This is a genomic window from Vibrio sp. 10N.261.52.C2 (assembly GCF_041471425.1).
In the GTDB taxonomy this organism is placed as follows: domain Bacteria; phylum Pseudomonadota; class Gammaproteobacteria; order Enterobacterales; family Vibrionaceae; genus Vibrio; species Vibrio crassostreae_C.
In genome coordinates, this window is sequence record NZ_JBFROH010000016.1 from 114,579 (window position 1) to 131,198 (window position 16,620).

Below are 16,620 nucleotides of genomic sequence, written 5' to 3' on the forward strand. Positions count from 1 at the left end.
TATTCCCGAAGGTTTAAAAACCTATGCCGATCCCACCTCTTCAATGCGAGCGCATTATAAAGCATTTCTTTTTGTGACGTAACACCAAAAGCAACCGTTTGCGTGATTTTTTTTATCTTTCTGCGTAAATGGTACTTTTGCTGCATTTATCACCACTTTTACAACTGTTTAATTAAACCTGCTTTGCCAGCCTTGCGGGGTTTGGTATAAAGGAGCTTCCACTTTTCGAGATTTCATTTTGATGCCTAAATTTACGCTCATCTTTTCGTCTAAGTTCCTTCTGCTCGCCATCGCCCTATTTGGGTTGGCTGGATGCCAGATTGAATCTGAACCTAAAAGTGTCCTTGAGCAGATACGAGATCGCGGTGTTCTTCGTGTCGGCACCCTAAATAACCAACTCTCTTATTACATTGGTCCTGATGGCCCTGCAGGCTTGGATTACGAATTAGCTCGTGAATTTGCGCAGGAGCTTGGTGTAAAGCTTGAGGTTAAACCCGCTTACCGTTTGTCAGGCTTATTCCCTGCGTTGAAGAAAGGCGAGATCGACCTTATCGCGACCGGCTTAACGCAAAATAACAAACTGACACGCGCTTACCGCGCCGCGCCTGCTTATTACTATGTAAGCCAACAGGTCGTGTACAAAAAGGGCCAATGGCGCCCAAGAAACCTTGAGCAATTGATCAATTTTGAGAATGAGCGTCAGGCTGAGTTTGTAAAAGCACAAGCTGAATCAGAAGCTGCGGTATCAAGCGAGACGCTGACGCCCTCTTTGGTTGTGGTGAAAGACTCGCACTTTGAACCAACACTCAAACTGCTGCAGAAAACGCACGATGACTTCATCTATGACGCGGTTGGCAATGCAGACATCAATGACCTGCTAAAAGAAGTATCAACAGGCGAACGTTTATTCACAGTGGCCGACTCTATCGAGCTATCACTGGCGCAACGTTTGTACCCAGATGTTGCCTTGGCATTTGAGCTGACAGAAGACCAACCTATCTCTTGGTACCTAAATAGATCGGAAGATGAAAGCCTGTATGCTTTGCTGATTGAGTTCTTCGGTAACCTAAAACAGTCTGGTGAACTGGCTTCACTAGAAGAGAAATACATCGGCCACATCGGCACTTTTGACTACGTTGATACTCGTGCCTTTATCCGCGCACTGGACAGCAAGTTGCCAAAATGGTCGCCGCTATTTCAAAGGTACTCTCAAGAATTTGATTGGCGCTTGATTGCCGCTTTGGCCTACCAAGAATCACACTGGAACCCTGTTGCGCGCTCACCAACGGGTGTTCGTGGCATGATGATGTTGACACTGCCCACCGCGAAGAGTGTTGGGGTAACCAACCGTCTCGACCCGAACCAGTCGGTACAAGGCGGTGTTGAGTACCTGCGTCGTATCGTGAACCGAGTACCAGATTCAATCACTCAACACGAAAAGATCTGGTTTGCACTTGCTTCATACAATGTCGGTTACGGGCACATGATGGACGCGCGTCGCCTCACGAAGGCACAAGGAGGAGATCCTGATGCTTGGGGCGATGTGAAAGACAGATTACCTCTGTTAAGACAGAAGAAGTACTACAGCCAAACTCGCTACGGCTATGCGCGTGGTGATGAAGCTAGAAATTACGTTGAAAACATTCGCCGTTATTACCAAAGCATTATTGGCCATGTAAATAAGCGCAATAAAGAACAAGAAGCGACCCTTGAAGGTTTGGTGGTGATCCCACCTTTAGAAACCTCAGGTGCTGAATCGAGTATCAGCGCAGCTCAGTCGACAGTAAGCAGTTCTGAGCCTTCACAGTAAAACCCAAAAGAGCAATGCCATCTAGCATTGCTCTTTTTTATTGTCTTTTTTCGACTCTTCTTTCGTCACTAAGGGATAAGGGAAGCAGGCAAGAAAATGATGATGAGATCTAGAGTGTCATATTGCAGTAACAATCGAACCTTATAACGGCACACCACAATCAAGATTATGCTCTGTTGCACTGCAATGCTGGCTTTAGACTAGAACTGCTCTTCTATTTAAGCCAAGCGTGCGACAGGCCAAACAAACGAATAACACTATAATTAAATCGTTAGTCCAAACTAAAAAGTCAGACGACAAATAGGAAATCATTGAAATGATGAAGAAACTGAAATCGAAACGCCTTGATAAGACCGTTGCTGCAAACCGTCGTAAGCGTATGCTTTCAAATAATAAGAAGAAGATCATTTGGCGCAATCGCGCTTTCATGCAGATGATTGCTGAGTAAATGTAGTTACTCAGTCAGTTTGCTTGGCACTCTTGCCCGAAAGTACGCTGCTATTTCTTATTGCCAGCCTTCATCTCTGCTTCTAAACGCTGCTCTTCCAACAGACGTTCTTGCTTTCGCTTCTCTTTTATCTCTTTTCTACGACGCTTGAAAAACGCTTGTAATTGCTCACGGCACTCTTCCTCTAACAAACCATGTTCAACGTCGGCATAGTGGTATGAGGCCTGGCTTTCAAACAAATTCAACACTGTACCTGCAGCGCCTGCTTTTAAGTCTGGAGCACCAAACACAATGCGCTTTACTCGGCTGTGTAGCAAGGCACCTGCGCACATTGGGCAAGGCTCTAGCGTAACGTATAAAGTGGTATCGAGTAGCCGATAGTTTTCTAAGGTTTGACCGGCTTTACGCAAGGTTTCAATTTCTGCGTGTGCCGTAGCATCGTGGCTGCCAATCGAACGGTTCCATCCTTCAGAGATAATCTCCCCATCTTTTACTAATACTGCACCAACAGGAACCTCTCCCTCGCTCTCTGCTTGCGTAGCCACCTCGATGGCGCGTCGCATGAAGATTTCATCTTGAGGGGTGAATTGATGGTCTGACAAAGGGAACTCCAGAAACAAAGGATAAAAACGAAAATAGGTATGCGGTGAAGCATACCTAATCTTAGAGATAATGAACAATAAAGAGGTAATAGACAACAACAGACAATGAACCATTGCTGGTTGGTCGAACTGTTAGCTATTAGCGTCTTCTATGTCATCGGCTATTGGCGTCGCTTTGATACTCACAATGCGATTGTTCTCAACAGAGATAATTTCAAACTGCCACTGCTGGTATTGAACAACTTCGCCTGCATCCGGTAAGCGCCCTATTAACCATGTCACAAGGCCATTCAGCGTTTGGAAGCTCTCGCTTTCGCCCTCAAAATCCGATAGCTCTAAACGGTTTTTCAGTTCACTGATAGGAATCAATCCATCCACCAACAAACCGTCTTCCACTTGCTCGGTCCAAAGATCGTTCGGATTATTCGATAGCTCGCCAGCAATCGCCTCAAGAATATCGTAATGAGTCACAAGACCTTGAACATCGCCATACTCGTCGACAATGAATGCCATCTCGGTGCCCGACTCTTTAAAGTAGCCAAGTAGACGCAGAGCTTTCATCGATTCTGGAACATAGATCGGCGAGCGAGACAGCCCCATGATCACTTGAATGCTTAGATTGCCCGCCTGATTCAGCAAGGCTTTGGCTGACACTGTACCCACCACTTTATTGAGGTGATCTTGGCACAATGGAAACACACTGTGTTTTGATGAACGCAGTTTCTTTAATATCTGCTCAACGGGTTGGTCGACATCCAGAAAGTCGATGTCTCGACGCGGAGTCATCAATGAGCTCACAAGACGATCATCAAGCTGCAAGATATTACGAATCATCTCTTGTTCGCCGCGTTCAATCACACCCGATTCTGAGCCCTCTTTCACAAGTGCATGGATATCATCTTCGGTAACGCTATCTTCTTCACCGCCTCGGCCCATCAACTTAAGAATACCTTCCGTTGAAGCCGACAACGCAAACACAAACGGCGTCGCGATTTTAGATAACCAGAAGATTGGCAGCGCGACTAACACAGCAATGTTTTCAGCTTGAGACTGAGCAAAACGCTTTGGTACCAACTCACCGACAACGATAGCGAAATAAGTAATACCTACCACCACAACCGCAGTAGACAAGATGTTCGCTTGTGTTGGGTCTAGTCCCCACAGTTCAAGTTGAACGGCTAGTGGAGCCGATAGCGTCGCCTCACCCACAATCCCGCTGAGTAGGCCGATTACCGTGATACCGATTTGGATTGTAGAGAGGAAGCGGGTTGGGTTTTCTTTGAGATCAAGAGCAACCTGAGCGGAGCGGTGTTTTTCGGCTAAGCGTTTCAGCCGACTATTTTTTGCTGCTACCAATGCAATCTCAGACATGGCAAACAGACCATTTAAAACAATTAACCCTACTAAAAGCAGAATTTTCATGTGGCTTGGATTTCCTAAATTTACCGGCCAACAATTAGCCGTAATCCGGAGTATAAGCTGAGTGCCTTTATTTTGAATATAAAAAGTTTTGAATATAAAAAGTTTTGGATATAGAAAGTTATGGATATAAAAACCTTGGATATAAAAAACGGAAAAAATAGCGAAAAAAAGCCCGCACATTTCGGTGCGGGCTTAGCAATGAATAAAGCTTAGTTTTGCTTAGTTCAATCTTACATTGTGTAAGTGTAAGGTGCTTGGATACCTAGTGGGATACCAAGAGCCCAGTAAGCTAGCAAGAAGATAGACCAACCGATTAACATCGCAATCGAGAATGGCATCATTAGAGAAGCTAGAGTACCGATACCTGTCGACTTAACGTAGCGCTGACAGTAAACAACAACCAGTGGGAAGAACACCATTAGTGGAGAGATGATGTTAGACACTGAGTCACCTACACGGTAAGCCGCTTGAGATAGCTCAGGAGAGATACCCACAACCATTAGCATTGGAACTAGGATAGGACCAATCAGTGCCCACTTAGCTGAAGCAGAACCAACAAGAAGGTTAACTGCAGCCGTTAGTAGAATCATACCAACAACCGTTGCTTCACCTGGAAGGTCCATCGCTTTCAAGCCTTCAGCACCGTAAAGTGCCAGCATAGTACCGATGTTTGATTGAGCGAATGCAGATAGGAACTGAGCACAGAAGAACGACATTACAATGTATGCGCCCATCGTTGCCATCGTCTCAGACATTGCTTTGATAACATCATTACTATTCTTGAATGTACCCGCTACACGGCCGTAGACGATACCCGGAATAATAAACAAGATGAAGATCAGAGGAACGATAGACTTCATTACTGGTGCTGAGAACGCCGTTAATTCGCCTTCAGGTGAACGAAGTGCTGAGTTTTCAGGCATTAGAGCCGCGATAAGCAGACCAATACCGGCAACCATTGCCCAACCAGCGAATTTGAATGCTTTAGATTCAATGGCTGTGAACGTACCTAGATCAGGTGCTTGTTCTGCATCTTCATCTACAGGCGTATTAGCAAGACGAGGCTCGATAATTTTCTCTGTAACGTACCAACCAATTGCCACAATTAGAATTGAAGACAAACCAGTAAAGAAGATGTTCGCTAGAGGGTTGATCACATATGCAGGGTCAAGAACGTTTGCCGCTGTTTGAGTGAAACCAGCTAGTAGCGGATCAATACCTGAAGGGATAAAGTTCGCTGAGAAACCACCTGATACACCAGCAAACGCTGCTGCAATACCCGCTAGAGGGTGACGACCCGCAGCGTGGAAGATGATACCGCCAAGAGGGATTACTAGAACGTAACCTGCATCAGCTGCTGTGTGAGACACGATAGCAACCAAGATTAGCATCGGCGTTAGTAGCTTAGCTGGCGTGAAGTTAAGCATCTTCTTAAGGCCAGTCGTAATGAAGCCTGAAGAGTCTGCAACGCCAACACCTAGCATAGCAACAAGTACGATGCCTAGAGGTGCGAAGCCTGTGAACGTGGTAACCATATTCGCTAGGAAGCTAGCAAGCGCTTCACCAGTTAGTAGGTTGTTTACTTCAAGAGCAGCACCCGTTTGAGGGTTGATTAAGTCGAATGAAAGATTCGATAAAAGTGCAGATGCTACCCATACAATAACTAGAGCCCAGAAGAACAGGATTGCTGGATCTGGAATTTTGTTGCCGGCGCGTTCAATGAAGTTTAGAAAGCGGTCCATACCACTGATCTTCTCAGTCGATGGTGCTTTTTTTACGGCTTGGTTACTCATGGTAACTCCATATGTGATGTTGTTTTGTTTAGGCCTAATATAAGTTTTGACCACGGCCTATTGGTACAGCACATATTCTATTAAAGTCGTTATTAAAAAGCACAAGATTCCACCTGATTTTCCATAAATGGAGACATATTTTGCAAAAATACCATACAACCACAACAATATAAAAACACAAAAAACACCATTCCATATACAGAGTTTTAACTAGCACGTAAACAATGTCCGAGGAGTGAAAATTATCAGTAAAAGGGGTAGCATGAGCCTTGGCATGCAGTAAACGTTTGCTTGAGGGTCAATCAAACTCACTGTATTTGGAGAGCATAGTTTCGAGGTAAATACTTTGTGCGTGGTTCATACGATCTTGCCATGCAATTGTGACAGTAATGCTTTTTAATGCGCTAGACAGAGCACCGTTTGCATTAGTCACTTCACAGGTCATGGCATAGGCAGAACCCGACAAACCGGATAAAGGATCTGAACTTGCTATGTTGAGACAATGACTCGCCTGATTTAGTTCCGAAAAAGGAATTAAACCTACCGCCCCACTCGCATTAGACGCCCGAGTTCGATAATACTCCATCTGCCTTTCTGCAAAATGCAGCGCTTCGATACTCTGAATCGCATAGTCGGCTTTCTGCTCAGTGTAGGTCTGCAGCTTGACCATGCCTAACGCGGCCACGCCCACCAGTAGAAAAGAGATAAGTACTTCAAGTAAACTAAAACCACGCTGGTTAGAAATCACTCCATGAGCCCTTTTTCCACTGTATTTCGACAGGTTCATCATGCGGGTTGTATTCTCCTCGATAATCTAGATTCATCGAGCCTTTAATCGTAGAAAGCCCCCCGATTGAATCCAAAAATATGCCTCCTTTAGGGAAGAAGGAAGCGTTAGCTATATAGGTACTATTTTCTTTAACCAATAAAGAGTAATCCATCGTTGCTGGTAACTTATCCCAACTATCAGCAAGAAAGTCCGTGTTGTTTTCAGCACCTGAAGCGTCCTTGAAGACACTCATGTCATTCAAGTGATAAAAAGCACCATCAAGTACACTGGCGTTTCCATTTGCGAAAATCCCATTTTCGACCACTAAAGATCGTGGTGTGATCGTTCCTGCACTATCCACAATATTAATGGCTGGGTGCCAAACTACACAGTCCCCAATGACCCACACCTTAGTTTTACCAGCTGAAAAGGCATCATTGATTCGAGTACTGCACTCCTTGCCCACGTATTTATTTGTGTTTGAATCGAAATCTACATGCACGGTATTCCCGTGAGAATCCGTCTCTAATAGGTTTATTACCTCATATTCATTACTTTTAAGGGCGTTGATATTGTCCGTTGTTTTCTTTACCCCGAAGTAGTTTTCGAAACCATTTAGATTGGTGTCATGAACGTAATCACTCATAAAAGCACCGCTAGGATCACTACCCGATGCGGTAATCGTTGCGCTCTCACTCAAGTCAGTTACCGCATCTTTACAAGCGCTAAAATCTGCAGGTGCATTCTCAGGATTAGAAACGGTGGTTAAGCTCCCCCCTGTACCTTTGGTGTGTATAACAGAGTCGAAAAACCGAACTGCCACACACTCATATACACCGTTGTTACTGGTTTCACTGAGTTCAGGGTCGATATCCATGATGTCCTCGGAAATAATTTCGAGAGCCGATATTGCTTGTATGGCCCCCAAACCCGAATCATTAGAAAATCGAATTTCTTTATTAATCGATGTTCTGTTGGCGGTTGAGACAAGGATATTAGCGTTATCGGATGATTTATCTAATGAAGAAAGCTTGTTGCTACAGGAATCCAGGAGATCACCTGGGATCGCGGTACTGCTGTTTTCAATAATAACGCTTAGACCACACTCCAATCCCCCCTCGGCGGTCCAATGTTCTTTGCGAGCTTGAACCTCGTTTTGAGCACGCTTTATTTGGTAAAAAGTGGTTTTAAAGCTACCAAGAGAAACGATCAGCACACCAATCAATAGAATACTGACTAGAAGTAGTGTTACCGCTCCATTTTGCTTTAATCGCATCATTGCCAATTCCTTTGTACCACTGAAGTCACTACTCTCTGACTTTCATCTGCATTCACAAGAGAAGCTTCTAGAGCGATATCGACTCTTTGCGAGGTTGCCAGACTGTTAGATAACTCAGTTACAGAAACCAAAAAAAGTTCTACTTCTACTTGCTTTTCGAAAAACAAACTTTCACATGTCATTGCTCCCAAACCAGATGACGTAATCTGAGTGATATCTAATAAATAAGAAGATTCTTCTTGGCAATAGTTCAGCTTATTACCCTTAAATTGATAGACAATGTTTCGATAGGCCGAAGATGCGCTGTTTTGTCGATAAACAAAACCAACGTAAGATTCACTGGCACTGGATTGAAAGGTATAAATCGTATTGGCAGCGCCCGATAGCTTCACTGATTGTCCAGAGTCTGCATCATAACCGGCTCGCCAGAGCTCCTCTTTCATCATTTGAGTAGTAGCGAATAGGTTCTGAGATAAGAGCAGCTCCAAGCTCTTTTCTGAACTCAAACGTTGGTTGGTAACAAATACCGAGCCGATAGTACCGATAACAATCACACCGATCACAGAGGCCACTAACATTTCGACCAAGGTACTACCTTGAACACTCCTAGCCACAGATCTCATAACCATAATGACCTATGCTATTGCGCCCATCGCTGTTTGGGTCACTGCTGCAAATTCGGATCCGCCCTGTCGTTTTCGATGCGATGATTGAAAGTACATCCGACAGCGCATTCGTGGAGGCGAGTGAAACATTACCGTCTCGAAAACGTCCCCTGACGTTATCGATCGCAATTGAAGTACTATTGGAGAAATTAAAGTCTACTTTTATACCTCTATATGCCGAACCATCAAGATGCATAAGTACATTATCAGAAACGTAAAATGTTGAACTGCTCAACACCATATCCCAATCACCATCAGAACTTTCGGTTCCACCTAAGGCACCTGAAACCAAGAACAAAACATAAAGCTCTTGGTTACGAGTGACCGCTTCTGATCGGGCAGTAATAAGAAAACTATGAACCTCAGGGGCTAAGCGCTGCAGTTTAGAAGAAGCCAACAAAGAACTAAAACTAGGGGCAGCCGCAGCCAGTAGCACTGAAAGCACCACTACAGTAATCAGCAGCTCTAATAGCGTAAACCCGCGAGTCATTTCCCAAATTCCTATGTAATAACTTGAGCAACCGTACTCAACCTTGCGCACATGCTAACACTAAGGAAAAATAGCCAGATAAGTGAAAAGGAAGTCCTCGTGATGATTCGAAAAAATAAATGCAACAGCAACAACACGCGCGTAAAAGGGATGACATTGATCGAGTTATTGATTGTGGTTGCCATCATTGGGATTTTGGGGGCTATCGCCTATCCGAGCTATACCAACCACGTAGTGACTGGACATCGAACTAGCGCACTCGCTGACATAGCTCGAATTCAATTAGAACTAGAAGCAGCCTATGACAGCGGTTATGACTGGAGTGGTATTGTTTCGGGAAGCGATTGTTTGATCTGCGATACCGAAGCGAGTCGTTTTGTTTTCAGTGTCACCAGTTCGGCTTCTGCTGCCTATACGATTACAGCAACACCTCAGTCGGGAGTAGGTCAAGATAAAGACAACTGCTTCGATGGACAAAACCATAAAGTGCTCACTCTCGACAGTGCTAATGTCGAATACCCAGAAGCCTGCTGGATGTAGTGTGATGAGGGTTTCAGGTGAAGAGAAAGAGAAAGAGAAAGAGAAAGAACCAGGTTTGAGATACAAAAAAAACCTGCTACATGAGCAGGTTTTTTAATTTTATCAACAACTTAAAGTATCAACAATCTAATTACTTAGTTAGGTCATCGAAGAAGTTTTTAACACCGCTGAAGAAACCTTCAGACTTTGGCTTGTGCTTGCTTGCCGCTTCACCACAACATGTTTCTTCGAATTCACGCAGTAGTTCTTTCTGGCGAGAGCTTAGCTTAACTGGAGTCTCAACCACTAGCTTAACGATTAGATCACCCACACCGCCACCACGAACGCCTTTCACGCCCTTGCCACGCATACGGAACATACGGCCCGTTTGTGTCTCTTCTGGTACCTTAAGGTTTACACGACCATCCAGTGTTGGAACTTCAACTTCACCGCCTAGAGCAGCCATAGAGAAGCTTACTGGTACTTCGCAGTAAAGGTTGTTGCCGTCACGTTCGAAGATGTTGTGCTCTTTTACGTGTACTTGTACGTACAGATCGCCAGCTGGAGCGCCGTGCTCTCCCGCTTCGCCTTCGCCAGATAGACGAATACGATCGCCAGTATCAACACCAGCAGGGATCTTAACGTTAAGTGTTTTCGTCTTCTGTTTGCGACCTTGACCATGACATGAGTTACATGGGTCTTTGATGATCTTGCCTTTACCGTTACAAGTAGGACAAGTCTGTTGAACCGCAAAGAAACCTTGGCGCATTTGTACTTGGCCGTGGCCATGACAAGTGCCACACGTTTGTGCAGAAGAACCCGCTTTCGCGCCGCTGCCGTCACAAGTATCACACTCTACAAGTGTTGGTACTTCGATTTCTTTAGAAACACCACGAACCGCTTCTTCTAGAGAAAGTTCCATGTTGTAACGTAGATCTGAACCACGTTGTGCACGCTGTTGACCGCCACCACGACGACCGCCGCCGAAGATGTCGCCAAATACGTCACCGAAGATATCGCCGAAGTCACCTTGGCCACCGCCGCCGAAACCACCGCCGCCGCCCATGCCACCTTGTTCAAAGGCTGCATGACCGTATTGGTCGTAAGCTGCTTTCTTTTGAGAATCGGTTAGGATCTCGTACGCTACTTTTACTTCTTTAAACTTATCTGCTGCGGTCTCATCACCCTGGTTACGGTCCGGGTGGAATTTCATCGCTAAGCGTTTGTACGCTTTTTTAATATCGCGCTCTGATGCATCGCGGCTTACGCCTAATACTTCGTAAAAATCACGTTTTGACATGTTCTAGGTCACCAAAATAATTGCTACTACCGAATGATCACTTCAGTAGTCTGTGTATCAATCTAGATAAAAGTTCTGCCGGCTGAAATGCCGAATAAAGCTATTATCTAGATCGACAAGTCTAAATACAAATTTACGGGCGTGAGAGTTACCTCTGACGCCCGCAATAATAAGTCTTTGAGACAAATTTCTAAGCAGATAGCTTGAGTCCTAAGTGGAAGCGCGGAGCCTACGTTAGTAGGTGGACACTTCCGATAACGAAATCAGGCTACTCTGCGACGAAATTATTTTTTGTCTTCTTTAACTTCTTCAAACTCAGCGTCTACAACATCGTCGTCTTGCTTAGGTTGTTCACCAGCGTCAGCACCAGCTTGTTCAGCTTGAGCTTTCTGTTGAGCAATTTCCATTAGCTTTTGAGCTGCTTGCATAAGTTCTTGAACTTTAGCGTCGATAGCTTCTTTATCGTTACCAGACTTAACTTCTTCTAGTGCAGTGATAGCCGCTTCGATTTTAGCTTTCTCGTCTGCAGGTAAAGCTTCACCAGCTTCTTCTACTTGCTTCTTAGTGCCGTGAATCATTTGGTCAGCTTGGTTACGTGCAGTTACTAGCTCTTCGAACTTTTTGTCCGCTTCTTTGTTAGCTTCTGCTTCTTGTACCATTGCTTCGATCTCTTCCTCAGACAGGCCGCCTGATGCTTGGATAGTGATCTTCTGCTCTTTACCTGTTGCTTTATCTTTAGCAGATACGTTCAGGATACCATCAGCATCTAGGTCGAATGTTACTTCGATTTGTGGCATGCCACGTGGTGCTGGTTGGATACCTTCTAGGTTGAACTGACCAAGAGACTTGTTGTAAGTCGCTTGCTTACGCTCACCTTGAAGAACGTGGATAGTTACTGCGTTTTGGTTGTCTTCAGCTGTAGAGAACACTTGATCCGCTTTAGTAGGGATAGTTGTGTTTTTCTCGATAAGCTTAGTCATCACGCCGCCCATCGTTTCGATACCGAAAGATAGAGGAGTAACGTCTAGTAGTAGAACGTCTTTAACGTCACCAGCTAGTACACCACCTTGAACAGCAGCACCCATTGCAACAGCTTCGTCAGGGTTCACGTCTTTACGTGGCTCTTTACCGAAGAATTCAGTTACTTTAGCTTGAACCATAGGCATACGAGTTTGACCACCAACTAGGATAACGTCAGTGATTTCGCCTACAGATAGGTCAGCATCCGCTAGAGCAACTTTTAGTGGCTCAAGAGAACGTTGAACTAGGTCTTCAACTAGAGACTCAAGCTTCGCACGAGTCACTTTGATGTTCATGTGCTTAGGACCAGTCGCATCAGCAGTAACGTAAGGTAGGTTTACGTCAGTTTGAGTAGTAGAAGAAAGCTCGATTTTCGCTTTTTCTGCTGCTTCTTTAACACGCTGCATTGCTAGTGGATCAGCTTTAAGGTCGATACCTTGCTCTTTCTTGAACTCATCTACTAGGTAGTTGATCATGCGGTTATCGAAATCTTCACCACCAAGGTGAGTGTCACCGTTAGTTGAAAGAACTTCGAAAGTCTTCTCGCCTTCTACTTCATCGATTTCGATGATAGAGATATCGAATGTACCACCACCAAGGTCGTATACAGCGATAGTGCGATCACCACCTTGCTTGTCTAGGCCGTAAGCTAGAGCAGCAGCAGTTGGTTCGTTGATGATACGTTTAACATCTAGACCAGCGATACGGCCAGCATCTTTCGTTGCTTGACGTTGAGCATCGTTGAAGTAAGCAGGAACAGTTACTACTGCGCCAGTTACTTCTTCGCCTAGGAAGTCTTCAGCTGTTTTCTTCATTTTCTTAAGAACTTCAGCAGATACTTGAGGAGCAGCCATTTTTTGGCCTTGCGCTTCAACCCATGCATCACCGTTGTCAGCCTTAACAATGTTGAAAGGCATGATTTCGATATCGCGTTGAACTTCTTCATCTTCAAAACGACGACCGATTAGACGCTTAATTGCGTATAGCGTGTTTTGAGGGTTAGTAACTGCTTGACGTTTCGCAGGTTGACCAACTAGCGTCTCGCCGTCAGTGTATGCGATTACCGATGCTGTTGTGCGTTCGCCTTCAGCATTTTCTAGTACGCGTGGTTTGTCGCCGTCTAAAACAGCAACACAAGAGTTAGTAGTACCTAAATCAATACCAATGATTCGACCCATCAGGCTATCTCCGAAATATAATCTATATTAGTTTTTTGCTATACCCACATATGTGGGGGGCGGTAATCAGGGATTCAACCCTAATACACAAAATTTAAGTGCAAATGTAATTTGCTTTCGTATGCACCATAGATAAGGGCTGCAAACTGGTTTTCAAGGGAATAAGTAAAAAAAATCTATTTTTTCCCGTATCTTTTTACATAAAGGTAAAAAGTGACCGATCCCTTGCCAATTAAGGCTCCAATGTTGAGAAACTCTCGCATTTGTCGCCACATTGAAACCTCAACCCTATTCCAGATGCCATAAAAAAAGACCTTCATGTGGAAGGTCTTTTTCAAATAGATATTAATCAGTTAAATATTGTTCAAATGGTGACTGATTCAGCCATATTATTGGTTGAGCACTAACTGGTAGAAGCTCGCTTGAGTGTAATCACCCGCTTCCATACCACGCCATTCACAGGCTGAGCTCGACTTCTTAGTGTTGCATTGATTGTATGCGCCCGCCTTGAAGTACATCCAGTCCTGTCCATAACCAAGGTCGATATCATGCCCCTGATACTTACCCTTGGCCAAATCAACATCATACGTCTTCACAATAGGATCGGCTGAGTTTGGATTCTTAGTAAAGGTTAAGTGCATGATGTTATCTTTGATATTCACATCGTATGAGAACACTTCACCTAGCTTGATGCCATCAGCAGGGTCCGAGCTGCCTTTTTTCAGATTGTATTGACCAAATACATCATGGCGAATGTCTTTACGAAGTTTCTTTCCGTTTTCATCCTTCGCGTTTTTCATCTCTGTCGGCGGGTTTAACTCATAGTTCCACGTTAACGAACCATGCTCATGTTCTGGCAACTTGCGGTAAACAATTTTCAGTGGCTCATTATCCGACCCATGGATTTGACCAATAACCACAGAGAATGCACCGGTTTTCTTATAATTACCGCTGGTGCTCACCTGATCAACAGAAAGTGTTGCCGTCATCTGGCCACCGATAGAGCCAAACTCTTCCGCGTTCTTATGGCTTGAAATCGCGAAGTTGTTGCTCGGCGCAGAGTAGCTATCCGCTAGCATCGCTCTTAGCTCACTACGCGTGTTTTTACTGTTTGGCGTCGTTGGAGCTGTATTCGGAGCCACAAACACCATCGCACCAGATTCAGCATCCGTGTAGAACCATTTAGGGTGAACGTAAGGCGTGTCTACATTCGACAGTTCCTTTTTACCAATCTCCAGCGTTTTACCTTTTCTAGACCCTTCAGTCGTCAGCTCCGGTAAGTTAATTTTCCATTTAGATAAATCGAAGTTTTGTGCTGGTGCTTTTGCAGGGTCAAGATTGAACTGTTGACCAATATCGTGATTAGAAGCAAGAGCGGGAGCGGCTAAAAGGCTGGCAGTCAGTAGGCTAAGGTAAGACAGCTTCATTATTGGGTTTCCTTTATGTCGTCATAATGTAGGTTGTCAGAACAATAAAATAATATTGTATTATTATATGTGATCTATATTAAAGATTGAAAACTGATGGCCAATTCGGCACGAGTAAAAAGAAAAAATGAGACTTAACACCAATCAAAGATCTTTTTAGCTAAGTTATCAGATAGCCCAAAGCACTTATCATCAGAAACAAAAAAGCCCCGCTCTCATTGAGCGGGGCTTCTAATTATCGAATCTTAATTAAGAATTAAGCTTCTGCTTTTTGCAGCTCAGCTTCTTCGTTAGCTTCAACGCCAATTTCGTTTTCAGATTTAGCAACGATAGTGTTCACCGCTGTGTCACCCACTACGTTTGAAGAAGTACAGAACATGTCACAGATACGGTCAACAGCAGCAACAATCGCTAGACCTTCTGGTGGTAAACCTAGTTGATGCAATAGAACACCTACCATCACAACACCGCCACCAGGAACACCACCAGCACCGATAGACAGTAGCAGGATAGTTAGACCAAGAGTGAAGATATCAGCAGTATTGATTGGCTGACCAAACGCGTTTGCTACGAACATAGTTGCGAGTGCAATGTAGATAGATACACCAGACATGTTCATTGTTGCACCCAGTGGTACACCGAAACCTGCTACTGACTTAGATACGTTTAGTTTGTCAGTAAGAGTACGCATTGTTACTGGGATTGTTGCGTTCGAACTTGCTGTAGATAGTGAGAATAGAACTTGCTCACGAGTTGCACGTAGGAACTGCTTTGGAGAAATACCAGTGAATGAACCAACCATCATTGGATAGAAGAAGAAAATCCAGAACACAAGCATTGCAACCACAAGCGCCACATAGCCAGCAACTGACATTAGCGTGTCTGCATCCAGTGTTGCGCCCAGTTGAATCATCAGAGCAAATACACCGTAAGGCGCCAAGCTCATTACTAGGCCGATAAGCTTCATCATGATTTCGTTAGCCATCTTGAATGTCTTGATAGCTGGACCACCACGAGAATCAAGCGCTTGAATAGCAAGACCTGTCAAAATTGCCATGAAGATGATTTGTAGCATGTCGCCGCTTGCGAACGCTTCTACAGGGTTGCTAGGAACGATGTTAACAACAAGAGAGAAGATGTCTGGTGTTTCAGTTGTTGTAAGCGCAATTGTCTCAGAAACCGTACCCGCAAGGTTCGCACCTGCACCTGGTTGGAAAATAAGACCAATCGTTAGCGCTGCTGAAATCGCGATGATGGTGTTAATAATGTAAAGACCAAAGGTTTTACCACCAAGACGACCAAATGAACGAATATCTTTTAGCTCAACAATACCGCAAACAATAGATACGTAAACAAGAGGAACTACAAGCAATTTGATAAGTGATACGAACATACCACCAGCACCTTCGGCAGCGCCAAGTAGATACGTATCAAAAATAGCAATACCGCTGAATAGGTACTGAATAGCAGTACCAATAAGTAGACCGGCGAACAAGCCTACAAAAATTTTACTTGAGAGCGATTTATCCATCGTTCTTCTCCAGTTTGTTGTGTTTGAAATTTGTACTTTTATAGTTATATATGCGACCAAAATCGCTATATGGCAGTGGATTTTACATACAAAGATAACAATTAAAAGTATTTATTTACAAAAACATCACAAATGTGACATCAAAACATTTACTCAATCACAACAAGTTTCATAACACAAAACTCTAAATCGCTGATCTGAATGAAATAAAAAGAACGACATTCTTAATGCGGTTTTGATGCTTATTTACGTGGACTCTCAAGTTATAGGCACAAAAAAAGAGAGGCCTATACCTCTCTTTTTATTTTACGCAAACCAGTGATTTATTTTGTCGCTGCGACTAACTCAGTCAATGCACCAGTCAATC

13 protein-coding genes and 1 pseudogene are annotated in these 16,620 nt (G+C 44.2%); 3 read left to right on the forward strand and 11 right to left on the reverse strand.

Translation table 11 applies throughout. The features are described from left to right. The first annotated feature begins 241 nt into the window (after positions 1-241). The gene (gene mltF / locus AB4307_RS06190) at positions 242-1,810 is read left to right on the forward strand and encodes a membrane-bound lytic murein transglycosylase MltF (RefSeq protein WP_017059879.1); all 1,569 of its coding nucleotides are present in this window, start codon (positions 242-244) and stop codon (positions 1,808-1,810) included. Positions 1,811-2,126: 316 nt separating this feature from the next. Beyond that, on the forward strand, positions 2,127-2,258 hold the full coding sequence (locus AB4307_RS06195) for a hypothetical protein (protein ID WP_017059878.1): 132 nt from the start codon (positions 2,127-2,129) through the stop codon (positions 2,256-2,258). 50 nt (positions 2,259-2,308) lie between these two features. Here the strand turns inward: AB4307_RS06195 and tadA are convergent. From tadA to AB4307_RS06230, 7 genes and pseudogenes are all read right to left on the reverse strand, one after another. Further along, a pseudogene (gene tadA, locus AB4307_RS06200) lies at positions 2,309-2,913 on the reverse strand (tRNA adenosine(34) deaminase TadA). A 79-nt stretch (positions 2,914-2,992) separates the two neighbouring features. Then, positions 2,993-4,282, reverse strand: a complete 1,290-nt coding sequence (locus AB4307_RS06205; RefSeq protein ID WP_017067641.1) for a hemolysin family protein — start codon at positions 4,280-4,282, stop codon at positions 2,993-2,995. A gap of 230 nt (positions 4,283-4,512) precedes the next feature. Further along, complete coding sequence (locus AB4307_RS06210) at positions 4,513-6,075, reverse strand: AbgT family transporter (protein ID WP_017059875.1); 1,563 nt, start codon at positions 6,073-6,075, stop codon at positions 4,513-4,515. 298 nt (positions 6,076-6,373) lie between these two features. After that, positions 6,374-6,823: a type IV pilus modification PilV family protein gene (locus AB4307_RS06215; RefSeq protein WP_372131437.1), complete on the reverse strand. Its 450-nt coding sequence runs from the start codon at positions 6,821-6,823 to the stop codon at positions 6,374-6,376. Beyond that, positions 6,813-8,123, reverse strand: a complete 1,311-nt coding sequence (locus AB4307_RS06220) for a hypothetical protein (RefSeq protein ID WP_017059873.1) — start codon at positions 8,121-8,123, stop codon at positions 6,813-6,815. Before AB4307_RS06220 ends, AB4307_RS06215 begins: the two co-directional genes overlap by 11 nt. Further along, positions 8,120-8,701, reverse strand: a complete 582-nt coding sequence (locus AB4307_RS06225; protein WP_372131475.1) for a PilW family protein — start codon at positions 8,699-8,701, stop codon at positions 8,120-8,122. Before AB4307_RS06225 ends, AB4307_RS06220 begins: the two co-directional genes overlap by 4 nt. Positions 8,702-8,729: 28 nt before the next feature. After that, on the reverse strand, positions 8,730-9,278 hold the full coding sequence (locus AB4307_RS06230) for a GspH/FimT family pseudopilin (protein ID WP_017059871.1): 549 nt from the start codon (positions 9,276-9,278) through the stop codon (positions 8,730-8,732). A gap of 102 nt (positions 9,279-9,380) precedes the next feature. Here AB4307_RS06230 and AB4307_RS06235 point away from each other — a divergent pair, with 102 nt between their 5' ends. Beyond that, complete coding sequence (locus AB4307_RS06235) at positions 9,381-9,818, forward strand: type IV pilin protein (RefSeq protein WP_017059870.1); 438 nt, start codon at positions 9,381-9,383, stop codon at positions 9,816-9,818. A 130-nt stretch (positions 9,819-9,948) separates the two neighbouring features. On the opposite strand, the gene dnaJ is transcribed toward AB4307_RS06235, so the two are convergent. The 4 genes from dnaJ to AB4307_RS06255 all read right to left on the reverse strand — a co-directional run bounded on the left by dnaJ (position 9,949) and on the right by AB4307_RS06255 (position 16,253). Next, a complete protein-coding gene (gene dnaJ, locus AB4307_RS06240) occupies positions 9,949-11,097 on the reverse strand; it encodes a molecular chaperone DnaJ (protein WP_136975828.1) in 1,149 nt (382 codons plus the stop codon). 284 nt (positions 11,098-11,381) lie between these two features. Continuing rightward, positions 11,382-13,295 (reverse strand): molecular chaperone DnaK, encoded by a 1,914-nt coding sequence (gene dnaK / locus AB4307_RS06245; protein WP_017059868.1) that lies wholly within the window; start codon positions 13,293-13,295, stop codon positions 11,382-11,384. Positions 13,296-13,684: 389 nt separating this feature from the next. Beyond that, positions 13,685-14,722 (reverse strand): polysaccharide lyase family 7 protein, encoded by a 1,038-nt coding sequence (locus tag AB4307_RS06250; protein WP_017059866.1) that lies wholly within the window; start codon positions 14,720-14,722, stop codon positions 13,685-13,687. A gap of 256 nt (positions 14,723-14,978) precedes the next feature. Beyond that, positions 14,979-16,253, reverse strand: a complete 1,275-nt coding sequence (locus tag AB4307_RS06255; protein ID WP_019823920.1) for a dicarboxylate/amino acid:cation symporter — start codon at positions 16,251-16,253, stop codon at positions 14,979-14,981. Positions 16,254-16,620 lie beyond the last annotated feature (367 nt).

Bases quoted from the DNA above. Each gene is read 5' to 3' on its own strand.
- mltF (WP_017059879.1), top strand. From the start codon at position 242: ATGCCTAAATTTACGCTCATCTTTTCGTCTAAGTTCCTTCTGCTCGCC.
- AB4307_RS06195 (WP_017059878.1), top strand. From the start codon at position 2,127: ATGATGAAGAAACTGAAATCGAAACGCCTTGATAAGACCGTTGCTGCA.
- AB4307_RS06205 (WP_017067641.1), bottom strand. From the start codon at position 4,282: ATGAAAATTCTGCTTTTAGTAGGGTTAATTGTTTTAAATGGTCTGTTT.
- AB4307_RS06210 (WP_017059875.1), bottom strand. From the start codon at position 6,075: ATGAGTAACCAAGCCGTAAAAAAAGCACCATCGACTGAGAAGATCAGT.
- AB4307_RS06220 (WP_017059873.1), bottom strand. From the start codon at position 8,123: ATGATGCGATTAAAGCAAAATGGAGCGGTAACACTACTTCTAGTCAGT.
- AB4307_RS06225 (WP_372131475.1), bottom strand. From the start codon at position 8,701: ATGTTAGTGGCCTCTGTGATCGGTGTGATTGTTATCGGTACTATCGGC.
- AB4307_RS06230 (WP_017059871.1), bottom strand. From the start codon at position 9,278: ATGACTCGCGGGTTTACGCTATTAGAGCTGCTGATTACTGTAGTGGTG.
- AB4307_RS06235 (WP_017059870.1), top strand. From the start codon at position 9,381: ATGATTCGAAAAAATAAATGCAACAGCAACAACACGCGCGTAAAAGGG.
- dnaJ (WP_136975828.1), bottom strand. From the start codon at position 11,097: ATGTCAAAACGTGATTTTTACGAAGTATTAGGCGTAAGCCGCGATGCA.
- dnaK (WP_017059868.1), bottom strand. From the start codon at position 13,295: ATGGGTCGAATCATTGGTATTGATTTAGGTACTACTAACTCTTGTGTT.
- AB4307_RS06250 (WP_017059866.1), bottom strand. From the start codon at position 14,722: ATGAAGCTGTCTTACCTTAGCCTACTGACTGCCAGCCTTTTAGCCGCT.
- AB4307_RS06255 (WP_019823920.1), bottom strand. From the start codon at position 16,253: ATGGATAAATCGCTCTCAAGTAAAATTTTTGTAGGCTTGTTCGCCGGT.